This window comes from Chryseobacterium subflavum, assembly GCF_055762745.1.
On sequence record NZ_JBVTMR010000002.1, the window covers coordinates 778,166 to 799,171 of the forward strand.

At 36.6% G+C, this 21,006-nt stretch carries 20 protein-coding genes, 2 tRNA genes and 1 riboswitch; of the genes, 16 read left to right on the forward strand and 6 right to left on the reverse strand.

The genetic code is table 11. The annotated features are described in order from the left end of the window. Nucleotides 1–20 precede the first annotated feature (20 nt). From AC0INN_RS12800 to AC0INN_RS12875, 16 genes are all read left to right on the forward strand, one after another. Nucleotides 21–893: a bestrophin family protein gene (locus AC0INN_RS12800; protein ID WP_172284652.1), complete on the forward strand. Its 873-nt coding sequence runs from the start codon at nt 21–23 to the stop codon at nt 891–893. Nucleotides 894–913: 20 nt separating this feature from the next. Continuing rightward, complete coding sequence (locus AC0INN_RS12805; RefSeq protein ID WP_273651073.1) at nt 914–1,810, forward strand: cation diffusion facilitator family transporter; 897 nt, start codon at nt 914–916, stop codon at nt 1,808–1,810. A gap of 15 nt (nt 1,811–1,825) precedes the next feature. Then, nucleotides 1,826–2,245 (forward strand): Fur family transcriptional regulator, encoded by a 420-nt coding sequence (locus tag AC0INN_RS12810; protein WP_172284650.1) that lies wholly within the window; start codon nt 1,826–1,828, stop codon nt 2,243–2,245. Between the two features lie 44 nt (nt 2,246–2,289). Next, nucleotides 2,290–4,254: a heavy metal translocating P-type ATPase gene (locus tag AC0INN_RS12815; RefSeq protein WP_306613462.1), complete on the forward strand. Its 1,965-nt coding sequence runs from the start codon at nt 2,290–2,292 to the stop codon at nt 4,252–4,254. Between the two features lie 135 nt (nt 4,255–4,389). Then, nucleotides 4,390–4,749, forward strand: coding sequence for a hypothetical protein (locus tag AC0INN_RS12820; protein WP_306613464.1), 360 nt, complete (start codon nt 4,390–4,392; stop codon nt 4,747–4,749). A 108-nt stretch (nt 4,750–4,857) separates the two neighbouring features. Further along, nucleotides 4,858–5,133, forward strand: coding sequence for a YHS domain-containing protein (locus tag AC0INN_RS12825; RefSeq protein ID WP_172284645.1), 276 nt, complete (start codon nt 4,858–4,860; stop codon nt 5,131–5,133). Continuing rightward, nucleotides 5,120–5,803: an SCO family protein gene (locus AC0INN_RS12830; protein ID WP_373428015.1), complete on the forward strand. Its 684-nt coding sequence runs from the start codon at nt 5,120–5,122 to the stop codon at nt 5,801–5,803. The genes AC0INN_RS12825 and AC0INN_RS12830 overlap by 14 nt, the downstream gene beginning before the upstream one ends. A gap of 109 nt (nt 5,804–5,912) precedes the next feature. Then, nucleotides 5,913–6,587, forward strand: a complete 675-nt coding sequence (locus tag AC0INN_RS12835; protein ID WP_172284641.1) for a superoxide dismutase — start codon at nt 5,913–5,915, stop codon at nt 6,585–6,587. Nucleotides 6,588–6,590: 3 nt separating this feature from the next. After that, nucleotides 6,591–6,959 (forward strand): hypothetical protein, encoded by a 369-nt coding sequence (locus tag AC0INN_RS12840; RefSeq protein ID WP_172284639.1) that lies wholly within the window; start codon nt 6,591–6,593, stop codon nt 6,957–6,959. 215 nt (nt 6,960–7,174) lie between these two features. Beyond that, nucleotides 7,175–8,011 carry an MbnP family protein gene (locus tag AC0INN_RS12845; RefSeq protein ID WP_306613469.1) on the forward strand — a complete coding sequence of 279 codons (837 nt, stop codon included), beginning with the start codon at nt 7,175–7,177 and terminating at the stop codon, nt 8,009–8,011. Further along, entirely contained in the window at nt 7,998–9,050 is a 1,053-nt protein-coding gene (locus AC0INN_RS12850) for a cytochrome-c peroxidase (protein WP_306613470.1), read from the forward strand. Before AC0INN_RS12845 ends, AC0INN_RS12850 begins: the two co-directional genes overlap by 14 nt. Before the next feature lie 13 nt (nt 9,051–9,063). Continuing rightward, the gene (locus tag AC0INN_RS12855) at nt 9,064–10,017 is read left to right on the forward strand and encodes a transporter (RefSeq protein ID WP_306613472.1); all 954 of its coding nucleotides are present in this window, start codon (nt 9,064–9,066) and stop codon (nt 10,015–10,017) included. 100 nt (nt 10,018–10,117) lie between these two features. Beyond that, a riboswitch (cobalamin riboswitch) is annotated at nt 10,118–10,301 on the forward strand. 112 nt (nt 10,302–10,413) lie between these two features. Beyond that, a complete protein-coding gene (locus AC0INN_RS12860) occupies nt 10,414–12,441 on the forward strand; it encodes a TonB-dependent receptor plug domain-containing protein (protein WP_306613474.1) in 2,028 nt (675 codons plus the stop codon). Further along, nucleotides 12,438–13,574, forward strand: coding sequence for a YncE family protein (locus AC0INN_RS12865; RefSeq protein WP_306613476.1), 1,137 nt, complete (start codon nt 12,438–12,440; stop codon nt 13,572–13,574). The genes AC0INN_RS12860 and AC0INN_RS12865 overlap by 4 nt, the downstream gene beginning before the upstream one ends. 13 nt (nt 13,575–13,587) lie before the next feature. Beyond that, nucleotides 13,588–14,781, forward strand: coding sequence for a cell surface protein (locus tag AC0INN_RS12870; protein WP_306613478.1), 1,194 nt, complete (start codon nt 13,588–13,590; stop codon nt 14,779–14,781). Between the two features lie 25 nt (nt 14,782–14,806). After that, nucleotides 14,807–17,080, forward strand: coding sequence for a T9SS type A sorting domain-containing protein (locus AC0INN_RS12875; RefSeq protein ID WP_306613480.1), 2,274 nt, complete (start codon nt 14,807–14,809; stop codon nt 17,078–17,080). A 254-nt stretch (nt 17,081–17,334) separates the two neighbouring features. On the opposite strand, the gene AC0INN_RS12880 is transcribed toward AC0INN_RS12875, so the two are convergent. From AC0INN_RS12880 to rpsT, 6 genes are all read right to left on the reverse strand, one after another. Continuing rightward, nucleotides 17,335–18,126, reverse strand: coding sequence for a T9SS type A sorting domain-containing protein (locus tag AC0INN_RS12880; protein ID WP_306613482.1), 792 nt, complete (start codon nt 18,124–18,126; stop codon nt 17,335–17,337). Between the two features lie 315 nt (nt 18,127–18,441). Then, the gene (locus tag AC0INN_RS12885; protein WP_306613484.1) at nt 18,442–19,650 is read right to left on the reverse strand and encodes an MFS transporter; all 1,209 of its coding nucleotides are present in this window, start codon (nt 19,648–19,650) and stop codon (nt 18,442–18,444) included. Between the two features lie 65 nt (nt 19,651–19,715). Beyond that, nucleotides 19,716–20,375 carry a FadR/GntR family transcriptional regulator gene (locus AC0INN_RS12890; protein WP_306613486.1) on the reverse strand — a complete coding sequence of 220 codons (660 nt, stop codon included), beginning with the start codon at nt 20,373–20,375 and terminating at the stop codon, nt 19,716–19,718. Between the two features lie 145 nt (nt 20,376–20,520). After that, nucleotides 20,521–20,592, reverse strand: a tRNA-Glu gene (locus tag AC0INN_RS12895). A gap of 70 nt (nt 20,593–20,662) precedes the next feature. Then, nucleotides 20,663–20,734: transfer RNA gene (locus AC0INN_RS12900), tRNA-Glu, on the reverse strand. A gap of 11 nt (nt 20,735–20,745) precedes the next feature. Next, a complete protein-coding gene (gene rpsT, locus AC0INN_RS12905) occupies nt 20,746–21,000 on the reverse strand; it encodes a 30S ribosomal protein S20 (RefSeq protein WP_273650527.1) in 255 nt (84 codons plus the stop codon). Nucleotides 21,001–21,006 lie beyond the last annotated feature (6 nt).

The window sequence follows — 21,006 nt, forward strand, 5'->3', positions numbered from 1 at the left end:
CTTAATTTAAAAAAATAATTATGTTATTAAACAAAAGATTATCCATTTGGTATTTCATTAATGAAATAAAATCTCAGATTCTTTTCATTTGCATATTTGCTTTTTGTATAGGGCTTTTAGATTTACTTCCCGGATTTAGAAAAATATCACTTCCTCTGAATATTCCTGCATTAGTGGGAACGGCCGTTTCTCTGTTATTGGCTTTCCGTACTTCACAATCTTACGAAAGATGGTGGGAGGCAAGAATTGTCTGGGGAGCCATTGTAAACGATTCCCGGACTTTGATCAGATTAGCGATTCAGTTTTTACCTGAAAAACAAGCACAGGAATTCGCGGAAAGACAGATCATCTGGACTTTTGCGTTAGGGGAATCGCTTAGAAAGCTGCCCTTTTCTGTAAAGGTACAGGAATATCTTACTGCTCATCAAATTGATGCTTTAAATGTTCCGAATGCATTACTCGATGAACATTCCAGGCAGGTAAGAAAAGCTTTTTCTTCAGGGGAAATCTCAGAATTTCAACAATTACAACTTAATGATGCCATTACAAAGCTTTGTGATAGCATGGGAAAATGTGAGCGATTAAAGAATACGGTTTTCCCCCGGTCATATAGTATTTTGGTCCATGTGTTAATCTATGTATTTGCTGCTATTTTACCATTTGGATTGGATGATAATCAATTGATAATCGAAGTATTGGTCACTATTTTAGTTCCTACAATGTTTATCGCTATAGAAAGAACATCAATCATCATGCAGGATCCTTTTGAAAATACCCCTGTTGATACCCCAATGACTTCTTTAGCACAGACAATAGAAATTAACCTGAGACAGATGGTCGGGGAAAAGAATGTTCCTATGAAGAAAGAAAATCCTTTGTACTACGAAATGTAACCCAACTTATTTTTGAAATGATGAACGAAAAAAACACACAAACAGTTTCCGCAGCCAGTAAACATAAAAAGAATCTTCTTATTGTATTATCGTTTAGTGGAGCATATCTTATTGCGGAGGTTATTGGAGGAATTCTTACCAATAGTCTTGCGTTGCTTGCAGATGCCGCTCACATGCTTACAGATGTGGTAGGATTGTTACTGGCTTTTATTGCAATAAAAATCGGAGAACGGAAAGCGGACTCCAAAAAGACTTTTGGATATTACCGTACAGAAATATTGGCAGCGGTGATCAATGCCGTGGTACTGCTGGGAATCTCCGTGTATGTTTTATTTGAAGCTTATCAGAGATTTAAAAGCCCTCCAGAAGTGCAGAGTAAATCAATGTTGATTGTTGCAGGAATAGGACTTTTAGTAAACATTGCAGGAATGTTGATCCTTAGAAAAGATTCCGAAGCGAGTCTTAATATGAAAGGTGCGTATTTTGAAGTTCTTTCGGATATGCTTACTTCTGTAGGAGTTATGATTGCAGGTGTAATTATGCTTACAACCAACTGGTACTATGCCGACCCATTGATCTCGGCAGCAATTGGCTTACTGATCTTTCCCAGAACCTGGCGACTTCTTAAGGAAGCTGTTAATGTATTACTGGAGAGTACTCCCAAAGATGTAGACATTGATCTGTTACGTAAATCACTGGAACAGGTTCCTGGTGTAAAAAGCGTGCATGATCTCCATGTGTGGTCCCTTACTTCCGGCGTAAATGCAATGAGTTCTCATATTGTTAAAGATGATACAATTACTCAAAATCAGCTGCTGGAAAAACTGACCGAAGAAACAACATCCAGATTTACCATCAGCCATACTACTTTTCAGATTGAGGAAGAAAGTTATCAGGAAGATGTTACCCATTATTAATAAAAAATATCAGAAATGAAAAAAGATATAGAAGATAAGCTTATAGACAAAAATACGAAGCCAACAAGTATGCGTATCCTGGTATATGATTTTTTGAGCTCTCAGGAAGCCGCTTTGTCATTGTCTGAAATTGAAAGTCATTTTGATAATGCAGACCGAACAACTATTTACAGGACCTTAAAAACTTTTGAAGAGAAAGGAATTGTTCACGGGATACAGGAAAATACAACTACCAAGTATAAGCTTTGCGATGATGATTGTGACGAGAAAACACATAAAGACTGGCATCTTCATTTTTACTGTAAAATTTGTAAGCAAACCACCTGTAAAGAAGATATTTCATTTCCAGATAATATCCAAACTAATTTCCGGATTGATGAAATAAGGCTTTTTGCTAAAGGGATTTGCGAAGATTGTTTGGAAAGTTTGCAATAGTATTGCACTTGTTTTAAAATTAATTTTGTTGAAAATTATAAGTTATGGAAGAATGCTGTAATACAAAACCTCAAAAAAAAGAGCACAATCATTTTGAAGGAGATGGCCATGATCACGGTCACTCTCATGATACCTCAGATAAAACGACTTTCCAGTTGTTTTTACCTGCAGTAATCTCTTTTGTTTTATTAATGATCGGTGTCTCTTTAGACAATTATATAAAAACAGAATGGTTTACCGGTTGGGTTCGGATCGTTTGGTACTCAGCGGCCTATATTCCTGTTGGACTTCCAGTATTAAGAGAGGCTTATGAAAGCATCATTAAAGGAGATGTGTTTTCAGAATTCTTCTTAATGGGGATTGCAACAATTGGGGCATTTGTTATTGCCCAATATCCTGAAGGAGTAGCAGTGATGCTTTTTTATGCCGTTGGAGAAGTATTTCAAACTTTGGCCGTTACAAGGGCGAAAAGCAATATCAAATCATTATTAGATCAGCGTCCGGATGAGGTAACTGTTTTAAAAGGTGGGCAACCCCAAATAGTGAAAGCAGAGACTGTAGGTATAGGAGAAATTATTCAATTGAAATCCGGAGAGAAATTAGGGCTGGATGGAGAGTTGCTTTCAGAAACTGCTTCATTTAATACAGCTGCACTTACAGGGGAAAGTAAGCCGGATACCAAAACCAAAGGTGATGCAGTGCTTGCGGGAATGATCAATTTAAATACTGTTAGCCAGGTTAAAGTTACCACTGCATATCAGGATAGTAAACTGAGTAAGATCCTGGAGCTGGTTCAAAATGCTACAGCGCAAAAAGCTCCAACCGAATTATTCATTAGAAAATTTGCGAAAGTTTATACTCCGATTGTTGTTCTGCTTGCTATAGCAATTGCATTATTACCTTATTTCTTTGTAGCGGACTATCAATTTAAAGATTGGTTGTACAGAGCTTTAGTATTCCTTGTGATTTCTTGTCCATGTGCATTGGTGATCTCAATTCCTTTGGGATATTTCGGAGGAATTGGAGCGGGAAGCAGAAATGGAATTCTGTTCAAAGGAAGTAACTTCTTAGATGCACTTGCTAAAATCCAGAATGTTGTAATGGATAAGACCGGAACAATGACAGAAGGTGTTTTCAAAGTTCAGGAAGTGGACTTCAAGCCTGAGTTTGATAAAAATGAAATATTGAAACTGGTAAACCTTTTAGAAAGCCAGAGTACGCACCCTGTAGCAACAGCTATTCATGAGTATGTAGGAGAAATAGATCATTCCATTCCTATGGAAAACGTAGAGGAAATTGCAGGGCACGGGCTGAAAGCAACAATTAATGGAAAAGATTTATTGGTTGGGAATTTCAAAATGATGGATAGATTCAATATTCAGTATGATATCAACCCGGATAATATTGTGTATACATTAATTGCGGTCGCTTATGATAATAAGTTTGTAGGATATCTTACTATTGCAGATACCATTAAAAACGATGCACAATTAACGATCAATAAATTAAAAGTATTAAATATAAAATCAACCATGCTGAGTGGCGATAAAAGCTCAGTTGTAAAATATGTAGCGGATACTTTGGGAATTCAGAACGCTTATGGGGATTTACTTCCAGAGGATAAGGTGAATAAAGTAAAAGCTATCAAAGCTAAAAATGAGACGGTTGCTTTTGTGGGTGATGGAGTGAATGATGCTCCGGTTGTAGCTTTGAGTGATGTAGGAATTGCAATGGGTGGACTGGGAAGTGATGCAACGATTGAAACAGCTGACGTTGTAATACAGGATGACATGCCAAGTAAAATTCCTATGGCCATTAATATAGGTAGGAAGACCAAACAGATTGTATGGCAAAACATTACCCTGGCATTTGTGGTAAAAGGAATTGTTTTGATCCTTGGTGCAGGAGGTTTGGCGACCATGTGGGAAGCGGTTTTTGCAGATGTCGGAGTTTCACTGATTGCAATCCTGAATGCCGTAAGGATTCAAAGGATGAAATTTCAATCATAAACCATAATTAAACTTAATTATAAGAAGCCTTGCTGGATCTCAGTGAGGCTTCTGTCTGAAAAATATCGATGACTTTCATCATAAATTATACTTAAAAAGAATTTGAGTAGTATATTTGTGGAATAGAATTGATCATTGAAACTTTTCATATCCATATTCATTATTTTTACCATAGCAATACGTCCTGTATTGCCATTAGTGAACTATGCGGTTAACTATGATTATATTGTAAAAAATCTCTGTGAAAACAGAGATAAACCGCAATCTACATGTAAGGGTAAATGTTATGTAGAAAAAGAACTCGCTAAAACAGAAAAGCAATCGGGGCCACAAACGATAAAAATTTCTGTTATTGATGTATTTCTTTCCAATGATATTCTTTCATTTGCTGATGCCAAAGGATTTGAAATCTTGCAAAAAGTTGCTAATCCAGGCTATATCAAATCGCATTCTTCAGATTATTTTTCCAGGATATTCCATCCTCCTTTAGTATAATAACTAATTTACTAGTCGAATACCTAATCTTTATTAGCTATTTATTATGTGATTAGTTTTAATCACATCTCTGAATTAATCCATTATTATAAATTTCATTTCAATCCAATGAAACATATATTCATTTTGACAGCTTTGCTGCTGTCAGTATCATTTATTTCCTGTGCCCAGGAAACACCTAAAGTAAAGCATAGTAAAAGTATGATGACTCCAAAGGAGAACCTTAAGGTAAAAGTAGTCAACGCTGAAGATCCTGTATGTCATATGAAAACGGCAGATTATTTAAAATTTACAGCAACATATAAGAACAAGGTGTACGGTTTTTGCAGTGCTTCCTGTAAGGACGAATTCAACAAAAATCCTGAAAAATATGTCCAAAAATAAAAAAATAGCCCAAAGCTCAAAAAGCAGGATCGTTATTCCCATTGCAATTATTGCAGTTATTTTCCTGGGAGTAGGTTTCGGTATGAGCTATTTTAAAAAAAACCTTTATACTGTAATGAAGGTTCCTGATTTTGAGCTTACCGATCAGAATAATAAAAAGATTACCAATAGAGATATGCTGGGCAAAGTATATCTGGTGGAATTCTTCTTTAGTAAATGTCCCACCATCTGTCCTGTAATGAACAGCAATATGAAAGTGATCGAAGAGGAGATTAACAATCCTGAGTTTGGGATTATTTCCATAAGCATAGATCCGTTGAACGATACTCCGGAAACGTTGAAACAACATGCCAATAGAATCGGAGCAAAATCTCCCAACTGGCATTTTTTAACCGGAGACCGGACGTACATTGGAAACCTTGCGGATCAGTTCAATATCTATGTTGGGGATAAAGAAGATGAGGGAGAGAGTCTTAATCACAGCGGGATGATTGCGCTTGTTGATCAGGAAGGAAATATCCGGTGCAGATATAATAAAGACAATATGCCTATCCTTTACTATTCAGGATTAAACTATAAGGATCCTGAAGGAAAAGAAACACAGCTTACCGGCAAATATCATCCGGACAGGGAAAGGCTGATTGAAGATATTAAGAAGTTATTAAATTAAAAGTTGGATGTCAGGAAGTATATTGATTGTGAATAAAGGTCTTTGACCCTTGTCTTCCATCATCAAACTTACTCTTTAAAAAAATGTTAAACCATAAATACAAAACATTATGAAGATTATGAAAATAGCTGCCTTAGGTGCAGTTTTGGCGGCGCAATTTGCTTTTGCGCAATTCAAGCAAACTCCTTTATCATACGCTTACAATGCGTTGGAAGGTTCAATAGATGCACAAACGATGGAAATCCATTATACAAAGCATGCTGCGGGGTATGTAAGTAATTTAAACAAGGCAATTGCTGGAACACCCCAGGAAAAAGAGACTTTATTCCAGATCCTTTCTAAAGTTTCAACTCTTAGTCCAACGATCAGAAACAACGCCGGAGGACATTTTAACCATGAACTTTTCTGGACCATGTTAACGCCTGAGAAAAATACTCAACCTTCTGCGAAATTACTAAAAGCAATTACAGAAACTTTTGGAAGTCTTGATGCCTTTAAAGAGAAAATGAGCAAGGCAGGAGCTGATCGTTTTGGTTCCGGCTGGGCATGGCTTTCTGTGGATAAGAACGGGAAGTTGTTTGTTTCTTCAACACCTAATCAGGATAATCCTTTAATGGATGTTGTAGAAGAAAAAGGAACTCCAATTCTTGGAATTGATGTTTGGGAGCATGCTTATTATTTAAAATATCAGAATAAGAGAGCTGACTATCTTACCGCGATCTGGAATGTATTAAACTGGAAAGAGGTAAGTAAGAGATATGAAAACGCACTGAGCAAAAAATAGATCATGAATTATATTTGCAGCATATTCCTTACCTTCTATATCGTGGTCAGACCTCTGATCCCCATCATGGAATATGCTGTAAATTATGATTATATTGCTGAGGTTCTTTGTGTTAACAAAAACAAACCAGAGCTGAATTGTAATGGTAAATGTTATTTGAGTAAAGAACTCGCTAAAACCAATGATACAGAAACAGCCCCTTTGAGTAAGGGAAAAACTTCCGGACAAAAAATTCTTGATATCTACATCCTTCCGGAAATTACAGAAATAAAAAACACAGGTCTAACATACGATCACAATTTTACTTTTATTTATCAAAAGAATTACTCTTTTCTTTTCCTGAAACATATTTTCAGGCCGCCGGTTTTTTAAGGTTGTTTATACATTTTATCTCCAATTGTTAAAGCTCACGTACTGCGAAAATTACAGATTTTCCACACTCATGTGTTCTTCATAATTGTTTCATGATTCACTTTATAATTCTAAAGTGCTAAAACTTTTATGCTTATTGGGATTGAGAAAATGAATGTTTTCAACATTCGATGCTTATTTCTATTCAAACAAATACAACTTAAAAAAAATCAACAATGAAAATTTATAAATTTTTATCTCTATTGTTTATTGGCCTTATATTACTTAGTGCTTCATCATGTCAAAGTAATGACGATAGGGATAATTCACAGGATACTACACCGGGAAACCTACAGATAAAGTTTGAAAACGGATTCAATAACCTTGGCGGTATTGTTTTGAATCAGACAACCCAAACTTCTTCAAGCGGACAAAAACACCAGTTTTCTACTTTAAAATATATTATAAGTAATATCAGCCTGATTGATGAATCCGGAAAAGAATTTAAATACAATGAAAATAATCCTGATAAAGGAGCCTTTATCATAGACCAGGCAGATGCCGTAGCAGGAATCGTTTATGTAAACCTTACCGGAATTCCTAAAAACAATTATAAAAAAGTGAAGTTCGGTCTGGGAATCAGCCAGAATGCTTATCTCCTGGGAATGGACGGGCAGGCAGAGTTTTGGAATAAAGCTAAAACAAAGGGGATGTCCTGGTCCTGGGCTGCGGGCTATGTTTTTGTAAAGCTGGAAGGGAAATACGGAAGTACTGCTGCAGAGAAGGAGTTTATGAATCATACGGGAAATATGGGAAATGTAGCGGCTAATAATACTCCTGATTTATACCGGGAAATTACTTTAGACCTCCCAACAACGGCGAGAGTGACCGGAAAAATAAGACCGTCGATTCATATTCTGGCCGATCTTAATCAGTATCTGAGTGGTGACACAAAACTTACCCTGAATACATCTAACGATATGATGATGGGATCGAGTCCGCATTTGGTAAGTGTAACCAACAACCTTACTAAAATGTTTACCGTAAACCACGTTCATAATGATGAAGATTAAAAATATTCTGAAGGCAGGATTGATTATTGTTACATTTTTTAATATCATATCGTGCTCAGATGAGGTTATTGAGCCATTGGAAAAGGATGAGGCTTATAACTTACAGTTTCCAGCTTATTTTCCTGAAATGACGTTTGATAAAACTGGGAATCCGGTCACCAAAAATGGAGTAGAGCTGGGAAGGAAATTATTCTACGAAGGAAGGCTTTCCCGAAATAATACCATTTCGTGCGGATTCTGCCATATACAGGAAAATGCTTTTACGCACCATGGGCATAATGTGAGCCATGGGGTGGATGACAGGATCGGAATACGCAATGCCCCTCCCATCCAGAATATGGCATTCTTAAAGCGATATATGTGGGATGGGGTAATTCATAACCTTAATGAGCAACCCATTATTCCTATTACCGACGCAAACGAAATGGATAGTTCAATGCCTGAAGTGATTGCTAAATTAAATGCCGACAGTAAGTATAGAAATCTTTTCAAAGCCGCTTATGGTGATGAATATATTACAGGGGAAAGGGTTTTGAAGGCTTTGTCACAGTTCATGGTAACGATGATTTCTGGTAATTCTAAGTATGACCAGTATAAGCATGGAAAAGCAACTTTTACTACAACGGAAATGAAGGGAATGGCACTATTCCAGCAGAAATGTTCCTCATGCCATAGCGGAGAATTGTTTACGGATGAAAGTTTCCGCAATACAGGAATGTATTACAATAGTCAGTTTAAGGATGCCGGGCGTTACAGGGTAACATTGGATCAGGTAGATTGGATGAAATTCCGGGTACCCAGCTTAAGGAATGTGGAATATACAGCACCTTATATGCATGACGGGAGATTCTATACCCTGGATGCTGTTCTTAATTTTTACTCGGATAATGTAGAGGACAATCCTAACCTTGATCCGCTGCTTAAACAAAACGGACATATCGGACTCACGATGAACAATGCGGAGAAGCAGTCCATTATTGCTTTCCTGAAAACTCTATCTGATAAAGACTTTGTTACCAACCCAAAATTCTCAGAATAAATTTTAATCAAACATGAAAAACATTTTTTTAATAGTATTGGGTTTATTTTTATGCCAAATAGCCTATGCAGAACCCATAAGAGACAGTTTGTATATTCCTGAAAATAGCTTTAACCCCAGCAAATTTTTTGATGATGATTGTGATGCTTGTGGCTGTGCTGCAGGAAATGGATCATCAGGATTTGAGTCTTTGCTTAATCCTCAATTTATAGGAATAAAATATTTTGCACAGCATTATAAAGCCAAAGAAAACCTTTTTGTGAATGATCTCACCCAGGATCAGTACTTCAATACCATCCAGTTATGGGGAAAAGTTCCCATTACGAAAAAGCTGAGTGCTTACGTGAGTCTCCCTTTTCAGTTTCATGAAAAAAAAACAATGCAGGGAGACATCAGAATTAATGGAATAGGGGATCTGAATGTAATGGGTATTTATCAGCTGATCAATTCTAAAGATGCATCTCACCAATTAAATGGAGGATTAGGAATAAAAGTTCCGTTAGGAAGATTTGATGAAAAAGGAATTACGGGAGTGAATCCGAGTTTCCAATTGGGAACAGGAAGCTGGGATTATCAGATGGTTGTGAATTATAAATACCAAAAGAACAAAGTTGCGGTAATTGTTAATACGGATTATACTGTTAAAGGTGAAAATAAGAAGTATTATCAGTTTGGAAACCAATGGAACTATGCAGCTACCGGATTTTATCAGCTTTATGCGGACAAAAAAATGATCTTTTCCGGGAAAGCCGGATTACAGGGAGAAGTATATGATAGGAATAAGCAATTTGATGAAGCCTTACCGGATACTGCCGGAAGTGCTTTATATGGAAAATTAGGCTTTGAACTTTCCTATAGTAAATGGAGCCTGGGTAGTGAACTGATGCTTCCTGCCTATTCAAACCTAGCGGGTGGAAACATTGAAGCTAAATCCAGATTCAGTGTGTTTATTAACTTTGGGATATAAAAATCAAATGAACATTCCGTTACTCATGTAACGGAATGTTTGTTTTTATTCTGTTGAAAATCATTTTATTAAGTATAATATTGTTTCTAAGAAGAATTTTCTATCTTTGCCGGAATCTGGTGAGCTGTAAAAGGCTTTTAAAAGGGAATCCGGTGTAAATCCGGAACAGACCCGCTGCTGTAAACTCTAAACCAAAATTTTTGATGTATATATCCACTGTTTTTAATGGGAAGGATTTCAAAAATGGAGTAAGTCAGAAGACCTGCCAGAAGATTTAAGTTTGATGCTTTCGTGGAATAAAGCTAAGGACAACAATGCTTCTGTGCAGCTATGGCTGTACAATGTTATTGCTGCTTTCTTATATCCATTAGTGTCAAGATTATTCTCAATGAGCTAATGGAACCGAAATTTACTTTTACAACTAAAAAAATAATTATCACAATCCTTGTGCTAATTAACCAGCTTTATTTTTCTCAGTCAAGAGATAGTATAAAGGAAAAAGGGATCCTTCCGGTTACCATTTATAAAAAAGATTTTAAAGAAATTCTTCCCGCTCAAACTCTTTCAGGAGAACAGCTGGAAAGGTTGAACAGCCAGTCCGTAGCCGATGCATTACGCTATTTTTCGGGAGTACAGATCAAGGATTACGGTGGAATTGGCGGATTGAAAACGGTTAATATCCGAAGCATGGGTAGCCAGCATGTCGGTGTTTTCTATGATGGGATTCAATTGGGAAACGCACAAAACGGGGTCATCGATCTGGGAAAGTTTTCGCTGGATGATATCGGAGAAATTTCATTATACAACGGACAGAAAAGTGAGATCTTTCAGCCTGCAAAAGATTTTGGATCTTCCGGCTCAATTTATCTCCAACCCAAGACTCCTTATTTTTCCGGAAATAAAAAAACGAATCTTGTACTTAGAATAAAAAACAGTTCAATCGATCTTTTCAACCCGTCATTTCGATTGGAGCAAAAGCTTTCAGATAAAATTTCCGCAAGTTTCAGCTCCGAATTTATACAGAGTGACGGACAATATAAATACAAATACCAGAAAAAACACCCCGATGGTACTATAGCCAATGATACAATTGCAACAAGATATGATTCTTATATTACTGCCAAAAGATTTGAGACCAGCCTGCAGGGAAATCTGAATAATGGAGACTGGAATGTCCGGGGCTACGGATATATTTCAGATCGTGGGATTCCCTCAGCAATTGTGAATAATGGTTTTGATCCGAAAGGACAAAAATTACTTGATAGAAATTATTTTGTTCAGGCTCACCTAAGGAAAAAAATATTTCCAAAATTTGAGACTCAGCTCAAAGCTAAATTTGCCTACGACTATACCCGGTATATGGATACGGTAAATGTAGCTGAAACGGCTTTAAAAACGGATAATACATATATCCAGAGAGAATTATATTTATCATCTTCCAATATTTACTCAATTACACCAAACTGGGATGTTAGTGCTAATGTTGATTTCCAGTATAATAATCTGGATTCCGATCTTAAGCTTTTCTCATTTCCCACGCGTTATACCTCATTGGTTGCTTTTGCAACCACTTACCAATGGAACCGGTTTAAGTTTCTTGGAAGTGTTTTAGGCACTTTTATTCGGGAGAATGTTGAACGTAATTCCAAGTCGCCGGATAAGAGTGAATGGACACCCTCTGCATTTTTGAGTTACCAGCCACTGGCCTTTAAGAATTTAACAGTGAGAGCATTTTATAAAAGGATTTTTAGAATGCCGACTTTCAATGACCTGTACTATACCATGATCGGGAATGTTTTTCTTAAACCTGAATTTACCAATCAATATGACGTAGGTTTTACTTATCAGAAGACTTATAACCATCAGGTTCTGAAAAGTATTTACTTCAAGGCAGACGGGTATTATAACAAAGTGGAAAATAAGATCATTGCAGTGCCCACAACCAATCTTTTCAGATGGATGATGACGAATCTTGGAGATGTTCATATCATAGGATCAGATGTGAATATACAGGCTGAGCTGGACCTTGGGAAAGTAATATTGAAACCATTGTTGAGCTATACCTACCAAAGTGCACGCGATTTTACTGAAAAAGGGGAGTCATATTATGGAGATCAGATTCCTTATGTGCCATGGCATTCAGGAACTTTTACTTTGATGGCTGATTATAAGGAGTGGAGCTTTAATTATAGCTTTATGTATACGGGGAAACGTTATGATGCACAACAAAACAATATTGAATATAATCTCATCAGACCCTGGTATACACACGATTTATCGATTCAGAAAAGGTTTAACTGGTATTCTCACCAGCTCAAGGTAAGCTTTGAGGTCAATAATACTTTGAATCAGCACTATGATGTGGTAAGGAACTATCCAATGCCAGGAAGAAATTTTAAACTTATTGTAAGCTATACATTATGAAAAAAATAAGCTATTACGTGTTCTTATTTATTGCGTTTTCATTACTGTCATGCAGAACAGATGAATACACTCCGAAAGAAGAAGTTGAGACGGGTCTTACACAACCGGAAAATACTGCAATCAAAGGTTTTTATGTTTTGAATGAAGGAAATATGGGGAGCAATAAATGCACACTTGATTTTTTTGATTATACAACAGGAAACTACAGAAGGAATATTTATGCAGAAATTAATCCCAATGTTGTCAAAGAATTAGGCGATGTGGGAAATGATATTCAGATTTACGGAGGTAAATTGTATGTTGTGGTGAATGTATCCAATAAAATCGAGGTGCTGGATGCAAAAACAGCAAAGCGAATCAAAACAATCCAGTTACAAAACTGCAGGTACATTAAATTCAAAGATGGAAAAGCCTATGCCAGCAGTTACGCTGGGCCGGTTGATATTAATCCTAATTCTCCTAAAGGAAAAGTTGTGGAGATTGATACGACTTCCCTTGCTATTCAAAGACAAGTTACCGTAGGATATCAGCCTGAAGAAATTGAGATTGTGGGAAACCAGCTTTTTGTAGCTAATTCAGGAGGGTATATGGTTCCAAATTATGATAAAACTGTTTCTGTGATCGATCTCAATACATTTACAGAAAGTAAAAAAATAAATGTTGCAATCAACCTTCACCGCCTTAAAAAGGATAATTACGGGGATTTGTATGTAAGCTCAAGAGGAGATTATTACAATGTACCATCAAGTTTATTTCTCGTTGATGCAGCAACCGGAACTGTGAAAAAAGATTTTCATCTCGCAGTGAGTGAAATGACCATTGTGAATGATAAGCTTTATTACTATGGAAATGAATTCAATTATAATACCCATTCTTATACTAAAACTTTTGGAATTATTGATGTAAAGACCGAACAGGTGATTTCTGATAAAATTATCGATCAGGAATATGCAGATGCAATCAAGGCTCCTTATGGAATTGCTGTAAATCCCATTACTGAGGATATTTATATTACCGATGCGAGGAATTATGTATCCACGGGATTTGTCTATTGCTTTAATAAAAATGGTCATTTTAAATGGAAAACGGAAGGAGGGAATATTCCGGCTCACTTTACCTTTTTATATAAATAACTGAATCTTAGATATGGACAGAAAAATTTTAAAAATAATACCTGCTGTACTGGTTATATTTCTTTTAACCGGAATATCAGGATGTAAAAGTGACAGAGATGAAGAGTCTTCATTTAAGGGATTGGAAGAGTCTTACACGATCAATCGTTTTAAGGTACTGAATATTCCCGCAAATGTTCCTGGTAAACTCACCTGGAGTATTAAAGATTCCATTATTTCTGAAGGATCTGAACTCGATTTTATCAGCCCTTACGCGAAGACATATCCACTGACACTGAAAATAGAACAAAATGGAAATGTGAAAACATATCAATCTACCATTATTGTAAATAAGGAGCCGGGTTCCTACAGTAAATATATTGCCAGTGTACTGGATTTCCGCCCTGCAATAGGACAGTTTACCAATGAAATTCCTGAATATCTTGCTGGAAATACAGCCAATACTATGTTGCAAAAAGCCAGGGAATCTTTAATCGGCTCAAATTCCACAATGATCAGTTTAGGAGGATTCGGGGGCTATGTTGTTTTTGGGTTTGATCATACGATTCCAAATATGAACGGCCGGGATTTTAAGATTCTTGGAAATGCTTTCTGGGGAAATAATGCTAACGATCCACGTTCGGGTTCTTGTGAGCCGGGAATTATTATGGTGGCTTATGACAGAAATAAAAACGGGAAACCTGATGATAATGAATGGTACGAAATTGCTGGAAGCGAATATTTTAAAAATACAACCGTAAAGAATTACAGCATCACTTATTTCAAACCCAATGAAACTAAACTTCCTGTTCCCGGAAGTGAGCCATGGCAAACTGATATCGAATATATTAAATGGCAGGATAACCAGGGAAATACCGGATTTAAAACCAAAAACGGGTTCCATGACCACAGCTATTTCCCTTTATGGATTTCTGATGCTTCTTACAGCTTGTCAGGAACTAGATTACAAAACAATTTTTACGATCAGAGTGGAAATGGGTCTTATTGGATTGGTAAATCATATGACTTTGGATACGCGGATAACGCTCCGAATAATGATGAGGCATCCAATATTGATATTTCCTGGGCTGTAGATAAGAGCGGAAAATATGTAAAGCTTCCGGGGATCGATTTTGTAAAAGTGCATACGGGAATCAATCAGGAAGCAGGCTGGCTGGGAGAAGTGTCTACGGAAGTAGCAGGAGCGTACGATTTATACATAAAATAAAATTCAACAATAAATTTATTTAAAAATGAAAAAGATCTATCTTTTAACATTACTGTTATTCTTTGCATTTTTCACGAATGCACAGATCACAGTTCAGGGCGTGCCCCGAAATGACATCAAACAAAATTCAGTACATAAAAATGGGCTGAAAACAACAACTACCGTAACCAGTTTTTCTGATATTCAGTACTGGGTGGGGACGGGTTCTAAAAAGGCGGCTTTTGTTGTCCAATGGAATGATGGAAAAAATCCTGATGCTTTAGTTTGGGGATTTAAGTGGGATGGAAATGCTACAGGAGAGGATATGCTAAAGGCCATTGCTAAAGCGGACCACCGTTTTTATTCTTTGCTGTATCAGGGAACTACTTTCGGAACAGCGATCGGAGGACTTGGTTTTGATCTGAACGGACAAGGGACCAATGGATTATACAAGAATAACAATGTAACATATCCATTGTATCCTTTAAATGGTATCGTCAATACGACAGCATATGATTTTGATGATTATACAGCGATAGATGCGGCTAATGATCACTGGAAGTCTGGCTGGACTACCGGATACTGGTCTTATTGGGTGAAGAATCCTACAGATACCGATTTTGGATATTCTAGTTTAGGTGCCAGCAGCCGTACTTTAGAAAACGGAGCATGGGATCTTTGGAATTTTTATCCGGGAATGGTTGATCAGCCGATTTCTACAACATTAACATCAGTATCCGCTTATGCTTCACCGGCAACTTTTACAGATGGCTATTTTATGGTAAATGAAGATTGGTATGGGCATACCAATGGCTCTGTTAATTTTGTAAATAATAATGGACAGATCAACTATAGAATATATAGTGACAAAAATAATAATGAAGCATTCGGAGCTACTACACAGTATGGAACGATCTATGGTGATAAGTTTTACTTTATTTCGAAACAGGCTGCTGATGGAGGTGATACACAATATACACCTGGAGGGAGACTTGTTGTAGCGAATGCCACTACCATGCAAAAGATCGCTGGATTTAATACTATTGGAGGAGGAGACGGAAGGTTTTTCCTGGGTGTCAATGAACATAAGGGATATATTGGGACCACTACCGGAATCTTTTTATTTGATATTGATAATTTGCAGGTTGGAACTTTAGTGCCCGAAACTAATGGTAAAGGCCAGATTGGGAATATGATTCGTACATCGCAATATGTATTTGCTGTGACACAAAACGGGGGGATTCTTGTGATCAATCCGAATACCAACGCTGTTGTTCAGACTATTGCAGGTGCATTTTATTCAATTGTGCAGGCTAAAGATGGAAGTGTTTGGGCGATTAAGCAACAGAAATTGGTGAATATCCATCCTACTACTTTTGTAACAACAGATTATGCTATTCCTACCACTAAATACATTGGAGACTGGGGAGCATGGTATGCCGGAAGATTGACGTATAGTACCAAACAAAATGCGCTGTACTGGATCAACTCAATTAATGCATTCTCTTCGGGTAGCCAGATTGTGAAATTTGATGTTACCAATAAAACATTTAACGAAAGCTTTGCAGCAATTCCAGGACAAACGGGAACTTACAAGCAGATTCCTTATGGAGCTGCTTTGCGTGTAAATCCTGTTACGGATGAATTGATTTTGAATACAACAGAAAGTGGTTATGGAGCACACTATCAGAAAAACTGGGTACATACATTCAGTAGTACAGGAGCTCTTACCAATACTAAAATATTAAATGATTATTATTGGTTTCCTGCGGTTACCGTGTTCCCGGATACTATTGCTCCAGTTGTACAAAGTACATTCCCATCACAAACTACAGTGAACAGTACGACTACCATCGACCTTAAAACAGTGGTTTCTGATGCTGATAACCTTTCGTTAGCTATTGTAAAAACTGTAAAGTCCAATAGTAATTCAGGAGTTGTAAATGCTGTGATTAATACAAATGATGAGTTGGTATTAACACCACAAAATACGGGAACTTCTACAGTTGTTATAAGCTTTAATTCAAATGGAAAGCTTGTGGAAAAATCACTTGTAGTAAATGCTAATTTGTCTACATTAGGAACAGCAGACGTTAGAAAGCTTGAATTGGGAATTTATCCTAATCCTGCGACAGATGTTCTTAATATTAAAACTCAAGATAAAGTATTGAATGCGGTGGTATATGATGCTTCCGGAAAAATTATTCCTACTCAGTTCAGTAATGGACAAATCAATGTAAGCACTCTTACTAAGGGGATCTATATTCTAAAGGTGGTTACTGACAAGGCAGTTTATCAACAAAAATTTATTAAGAATTAAATTCTTAAAGAATAGTTTATACATTAAACCCTCTATCATGTGATAGAGGGTTTTTTATATAGATTAAGGGCTTTTGTAAGATACCATGAAACAGATTATATATCCGTTTTTTAACTGATTACCCGAACGCTTACTCTAGCAGAGTTGAAAATATTCAGCGACAGAATGATCATTATTATTCTAAATTGATTACAAATAAATACGGCAGGCTTTTAGCCTGCCGTATTTTTCACATGTTGTTATTACATGTTTTTTTATTTAATCATGATTTTACGAGAGTATATTTTTCCTTCTTTTGTTGTAAGGGTCATAATATAAACTCCTTCCGGTAGTGTAGATTCAAACGTTTTTGATTTTAGTTTTGAACGATACACTTCTTTTCCTGATGTATTGATTAATGCAACGTCAGATCCTTCGAAAGGTACATTTCCATCAAGGGTAACCTGACCATTCTTGCTGTATGCCATTAAACTGATGTGTGGATCTTTGTACTGATAAGCGTAATAAATACGGAAACCTCCATTAAGGTTAAGCAATCCTGAGTTAAGGCTTATTTTCACACGGTCGAAAGGTTTGTTCATAGTAAGTTCAAGAGCTCCTCTACTTGCATCTGTACCGCCCAACTTAAGCACATCATCAAAGATGTTCATATAATCATTATTGGAAACATCGCCAAGAAATGTCTCTACAGATAATCCACCTATTAATTGTGCAGTAAGAATAGATTGATCTGTACCAACACCAATGACAAGTTTATTCGTATCAGCAATGATATTGGACGTAGGGAAAATCAGAGTCTGTTCTGTTCTTCCTAATAATCCAATAGGAACAAGTAGGGTAGAGTAGTCGTTTTCGTTACTGCCTACTGCGTTTTCTGGATTTTGTACAAAACAAGCAACACAGATACCATATGCCCGGTTTGTTTGACTGCTTGCGTACACTTTGTTAAGTTGTGCAAAAGACATTGTGTTCATTAGGAACAATAGTAAAGAAGCCAAGACTACTTTTTTCGTCATGCTTTGGCCTGCGAATAGATTTGTTTTCATATGTTAGAAATTAGTTTTTAGAATTTTAAAATTACAAAAAAAAAGGTTACGATAATGTATTTATTTCATATTTATGTGATTTAATAATGATTTTTAATTTTTCCTTAACCTAAGCAAGTCGTTGAAAATGAAGTAATCCCTTATCTATAAAGGGATGTCAAATATTGTATTATGTATTTTAATTCTACCTATAGTGGAAAAAATTCATTAAGAATTAACGATGGCTTAATGTATAATCTATTGAAAATGAGACTAAAATAATCCCCCTTTACCATGTATAAAGGGGGATTACATTTACCAAATTTATAATTATAATCAGTGTTTTTTTGTTCCTTTTATATTAGGCAAAAATGCGGTAATAATACCCATAAGAGGTAAAAAAGCACATATTTTAAATACATATTCTATGCTGGTGTCATCTGCTACCGCCCCCAGAACAGCAGATCCTATACCTCCCATTCCAAACATGAATCCGAAAAACAACCCGGCTACTAATCCGATTTTATCCGGCATAAGATCGGTAGCGTAAACCAGAATAGCAGAGAAAGCGGATGCAATGATCAATCCGATAAGAATTGCAAAAATAACTGTCCACATCAAAGAAAGATAAGGAAGACAAAGCGTGAAAGGAGCAGCACCCAAGATAGAAATCCAGATTATTTTCTTTCTGCCGTATTTATCACCCAGTTTGCCACCAAGGATCGTTCCTACTGCAACTGCTGCAAGGAACATGAACAAATACAACTGGGAATCCTTTACTGAAATATGAAACTTATCAATAAGGAAAAATGTGAAGTAATTGGTCATTGATGCCAGATAGATGTATTTAGAAAATACAAGGGCTAAAAGGATAGTAATTGAGAATATTACTTTTTTTCTTGAAAGATCTATGTGTACGACCATATCTGAATGTTTTACTGTCTTTCTTATGGATAGCCTTTCAGCATACCAGTTTCCAATTCTCCATAAAACAATAATACCAATGAAAGCAGCTATAGCAAATAGTCCCACATAACCCTGGCCTAAGGGAAGGACTATAAGTGCAACTAATAAGGGACCGATTGCACTTCCCGAGTTTCCTCCCACCTGAAATATAGACTGGGCCAGCCCTTTCTGGCCACCGGAAGCCAGTTGGGCAACCCGTGAAGCCTCAGGATGAAAAACGGAAGATCCCATTCCGATGAGTGCAACTGAAATGAGAATAACATAGTACTCATGTGCTGCCGCAAGGAGTAATAATCCTGCCATGGAAAGCGCCATACCTATAGCCAGTGACCTTGGATTAGGTTTTTTGTCTGTGTATATACCAACAAAGGGCTGTAGAATAGATGCGGTAAGCTGGAACACCAGGGTAATAATACCAATCTGGGAAAATGACAGCTTAAACTCTCCCTTTAGAATGGGATACAAGGAAGGAATTGTAGATTGGATCAGGTCATTTAAAAAATGAGAAAAGCTGATCATAAAGAGAATGGGATAAACAATCTTATGGGTGTCAATTGTTTTTGTCTGTACAGTGTCCATAGAATAATAGTTTTAATTCATCTTGTCATCTGATGAATTTTAAGTTGTTAATAGAAAATCTTTTTTTATAATAGTTTGTGAATTATTTTTTCAGCAACAAGAGCCGCATTAGCCGCATCTCTGTTCTTAATATATTCATAGAGTTCCGCATGCAATTTCTGTGAAATCCTGAATGCTTCAGTATTGTTTTTATGGCTGCTTTCAAAGACTCTGAGGACTTGTCTGCTGGCTATTTTATAAATTTCTTTCAGGAGTTTATTTCCACACGCTTCCGCTATGGATAAATGGAAATTGATATCAGCCTGGTAACATTCCAGTGCCATATTTTCTTCCGCAAACTTATTTCTCAGATCCAGATATTCTTTTATGGTTTTCAGTTGGGCTTCCGTATGATTGAGAGCTGCTTTTGCAGCAACTTTTGACTCCAGCAGAGATCGTACTTCTTCTACTTCTTCAATTTCTGCATTGCTCATCTGGGTTTCCAGAGATTCCTGGACATTTTTTGAAACCACAAATGTACCTACACCTTGCTGTACACTTAATACACCTTTAATGGATAGTATTTTAATAGCCTCGCGAATACTCGAGCGTCCCACACCATATACTTTCATCAGTTCCGGCTCCGTAGGTAGCTGATCACCGATTGAATAAGTCTCATTGAGTATTCCTTCGGTGAGTCTTTCTGCAACTTCCTGAGCTAATGTCTTTTTTTTGATCTGTGTCATATACATCTTATCATCTGATGACTGCAAAGGTAGGACTTATAGTATATATTGCAAAGAGATATATAAATAAATTTTTAAAAATCTCGTCTTTATGAATGAGAGGGACTATAAAACAAAAAGCTGCAAACATTGTTTGCAGCTTTTGTAGCCCGTAGGGGAATCGAACCCCTCTTACCAGAATGAAAATCTGAGGTCCTAACCGATAGACGAACGGGCCATCTACCATTACACTAAGATATCTTAATGTGTTAGATTTTTTGTTTTTATAAGTTTACAACTCTTATTAGTAGCCCGTAGGGGAATCGAACCCCTCTTACCAGAATGAAAATCTGAGGTCCTAACCGATAGACGAACGGGCCAACTATCCGTATTACGCTAATTTATTAACGTGCTTAGTTAATTTACTTTTCAAGTTAGCAGCCTTGTTTTTGTGGATAATATTTTTCTTAGCTAATTTATCCAACAAAGAGATAACCTTTGGCAATTGCTCTGCAGCAGCAGCTTTGTCTTCTTCATTTCTCAAAACCTTCATTGCTGTTCTAGCAGTTTTGTGGTAGTATCTGTTACGAACTTTTCTAACTTCGTTTTGTCTAATTCTCTTTAATGCTGATTTATGATTTGCCATATCGTT

What these genes read in the sequence shown, in the direction of transcription:
- AC0INN_RS12800 (WP_172284652.1), top strand. Translation starts at nt 21, where the DNA reads ATGTTATTAAACAAAAGATTATCCATTTGGTATTTCATTAATGAAATA.
- AC0INN_RS12805 (WP_273651073.1), top strand. Translation starts at nt 914, where the DNA reads ATGAACGAAAAAAACACACAAACAGTTTCCGCAGCCAGTAAACATAAA.
- AC0INN_RS12810 (WP_172284650.1), top strand. Translation starts at nt 1,826, where the DNA reads ATGAAAAAAGATATAGAAGATAAGCTTATAGACAAAAATACGAAGCCA.
- AC0INN_RS12815 (WP_306613462.1), top strand. Translation starts at nt 2,290, where the DNA reads ATGGAAGAATGCTGTAATACAAAACCTCAAAAAAAAGAGCACAATCAT.
- AC0INN_RS12825 (WP_172284645.1), top strand. Translation starts at nt 4,858, where the DNA reads ATGAAACATATATTCATTTTGACAGCTTTGCTGCTGTCAGTATCATTT.
- AC0INN_RS12830 (WP_373428015.1), top strand. Translation starts at nt 5,120, where the DNA reads ATGTCCAAAAATAAAAAAATAGCCCAAAGCTCAAAAAGCAGGATCGTT.
- AC0INN_RS12835 (WP_172284641.1), top strand. Translation starts at nt 5,913, where the DNA reads ATGAAGATTATGAAAATAGCTGCCTTAGGTGCAGTTTTGGCGGCGCAA.
- AC0INN_RS12840 (WP_172284639.1), top strand. Translation starts at nt 6,591, where the DNA reads ATGAATTATATTTGCAGCATATTCCTTACCTTCTATATCGTGGTCAGA.
- AC0INN_RS12845 (WP_306613469.1), top strand. Translation starts at nt 7,175, where the DNA reads ATGAAAATTTATAAATTTTTATCTCTATTGTTTATTGGCCTTATATTA.
- AC0INN_RS12850 (WP_306613470.1), top strand. Translation starts at nt 7,998, where the DNA reads ATGATGAAGATTAAAAATATTCTGAAGGCAGGATTGATTATTGTTACA.
- AC0INN_RS12855 (WP_306613472.1), top strand. Translation starts at nt 9,064, where the DNA reads ATGAAAAACATTTTTTTAATAGTATTGGGTTTATTTTTATGCCAAATA.
- AC0INN_RS12860 (WP_306613474.1), top strand. Translation starts at nt 10,414, where the DNA reads ATGGAACCGAAATTTACTTTTACAACTAAAAAAATAATTATCACAATC.
- AC0INN_RS12865 (WP_306613476.1), top strand. Translation starts at nt 12,438, where the DNA reads ATGAAAAAAATAAGCTATTACGTGTTCTTATTTATTGCGTTTTCATTA.
- AC0INN_RS12870 (WP_306613478.1), top strand. Translation starts at nt 13,588, where the DNA reads ATGGACAGAAAAATTTTAAAAATAATACCTGCTGTACTGGTTATATTT.
- AC0INN_RS12875 (WP_306613480.1), top strand. Translation starts at nt 14,807, where the DNA reads ATGAAAAAGATCTATCTTTTAACATTACTGTTATTCTTTGCATTTTTC.
- AC0INN_RS12880 (WP_306613482.1), bottom strand. Translation starts at nt 18,126, where the DNA reads ATGAAAACAAATCTATTCGCAGGCCAAAGCATGACGAAAAAAGTAGTC.
- AC0INN_RS12885 (WP_306613484.1), bottom strand. Translation starts at nt 19,650, where the DNA reads ATGGACACTGTACAGACAAAAACAATTGACACCCATAAGATTGTTTAT.
- AC0INN_RS12890 (WP_306613486.1), bottom strand. Translation starts at nt 20,375, where the DNA reads ATGACACAGATCAAAAAAAAGACATTAGCTCAGGAAGTTGCAGAAAGA.
- rpsT (WP_273650527.1), bottom strand. Translation starts at nt 21,000, where the DNA reads ATGGCAAATCATAAATCAGCATTAAAGAGAATTAGACAAAACGAAGTT.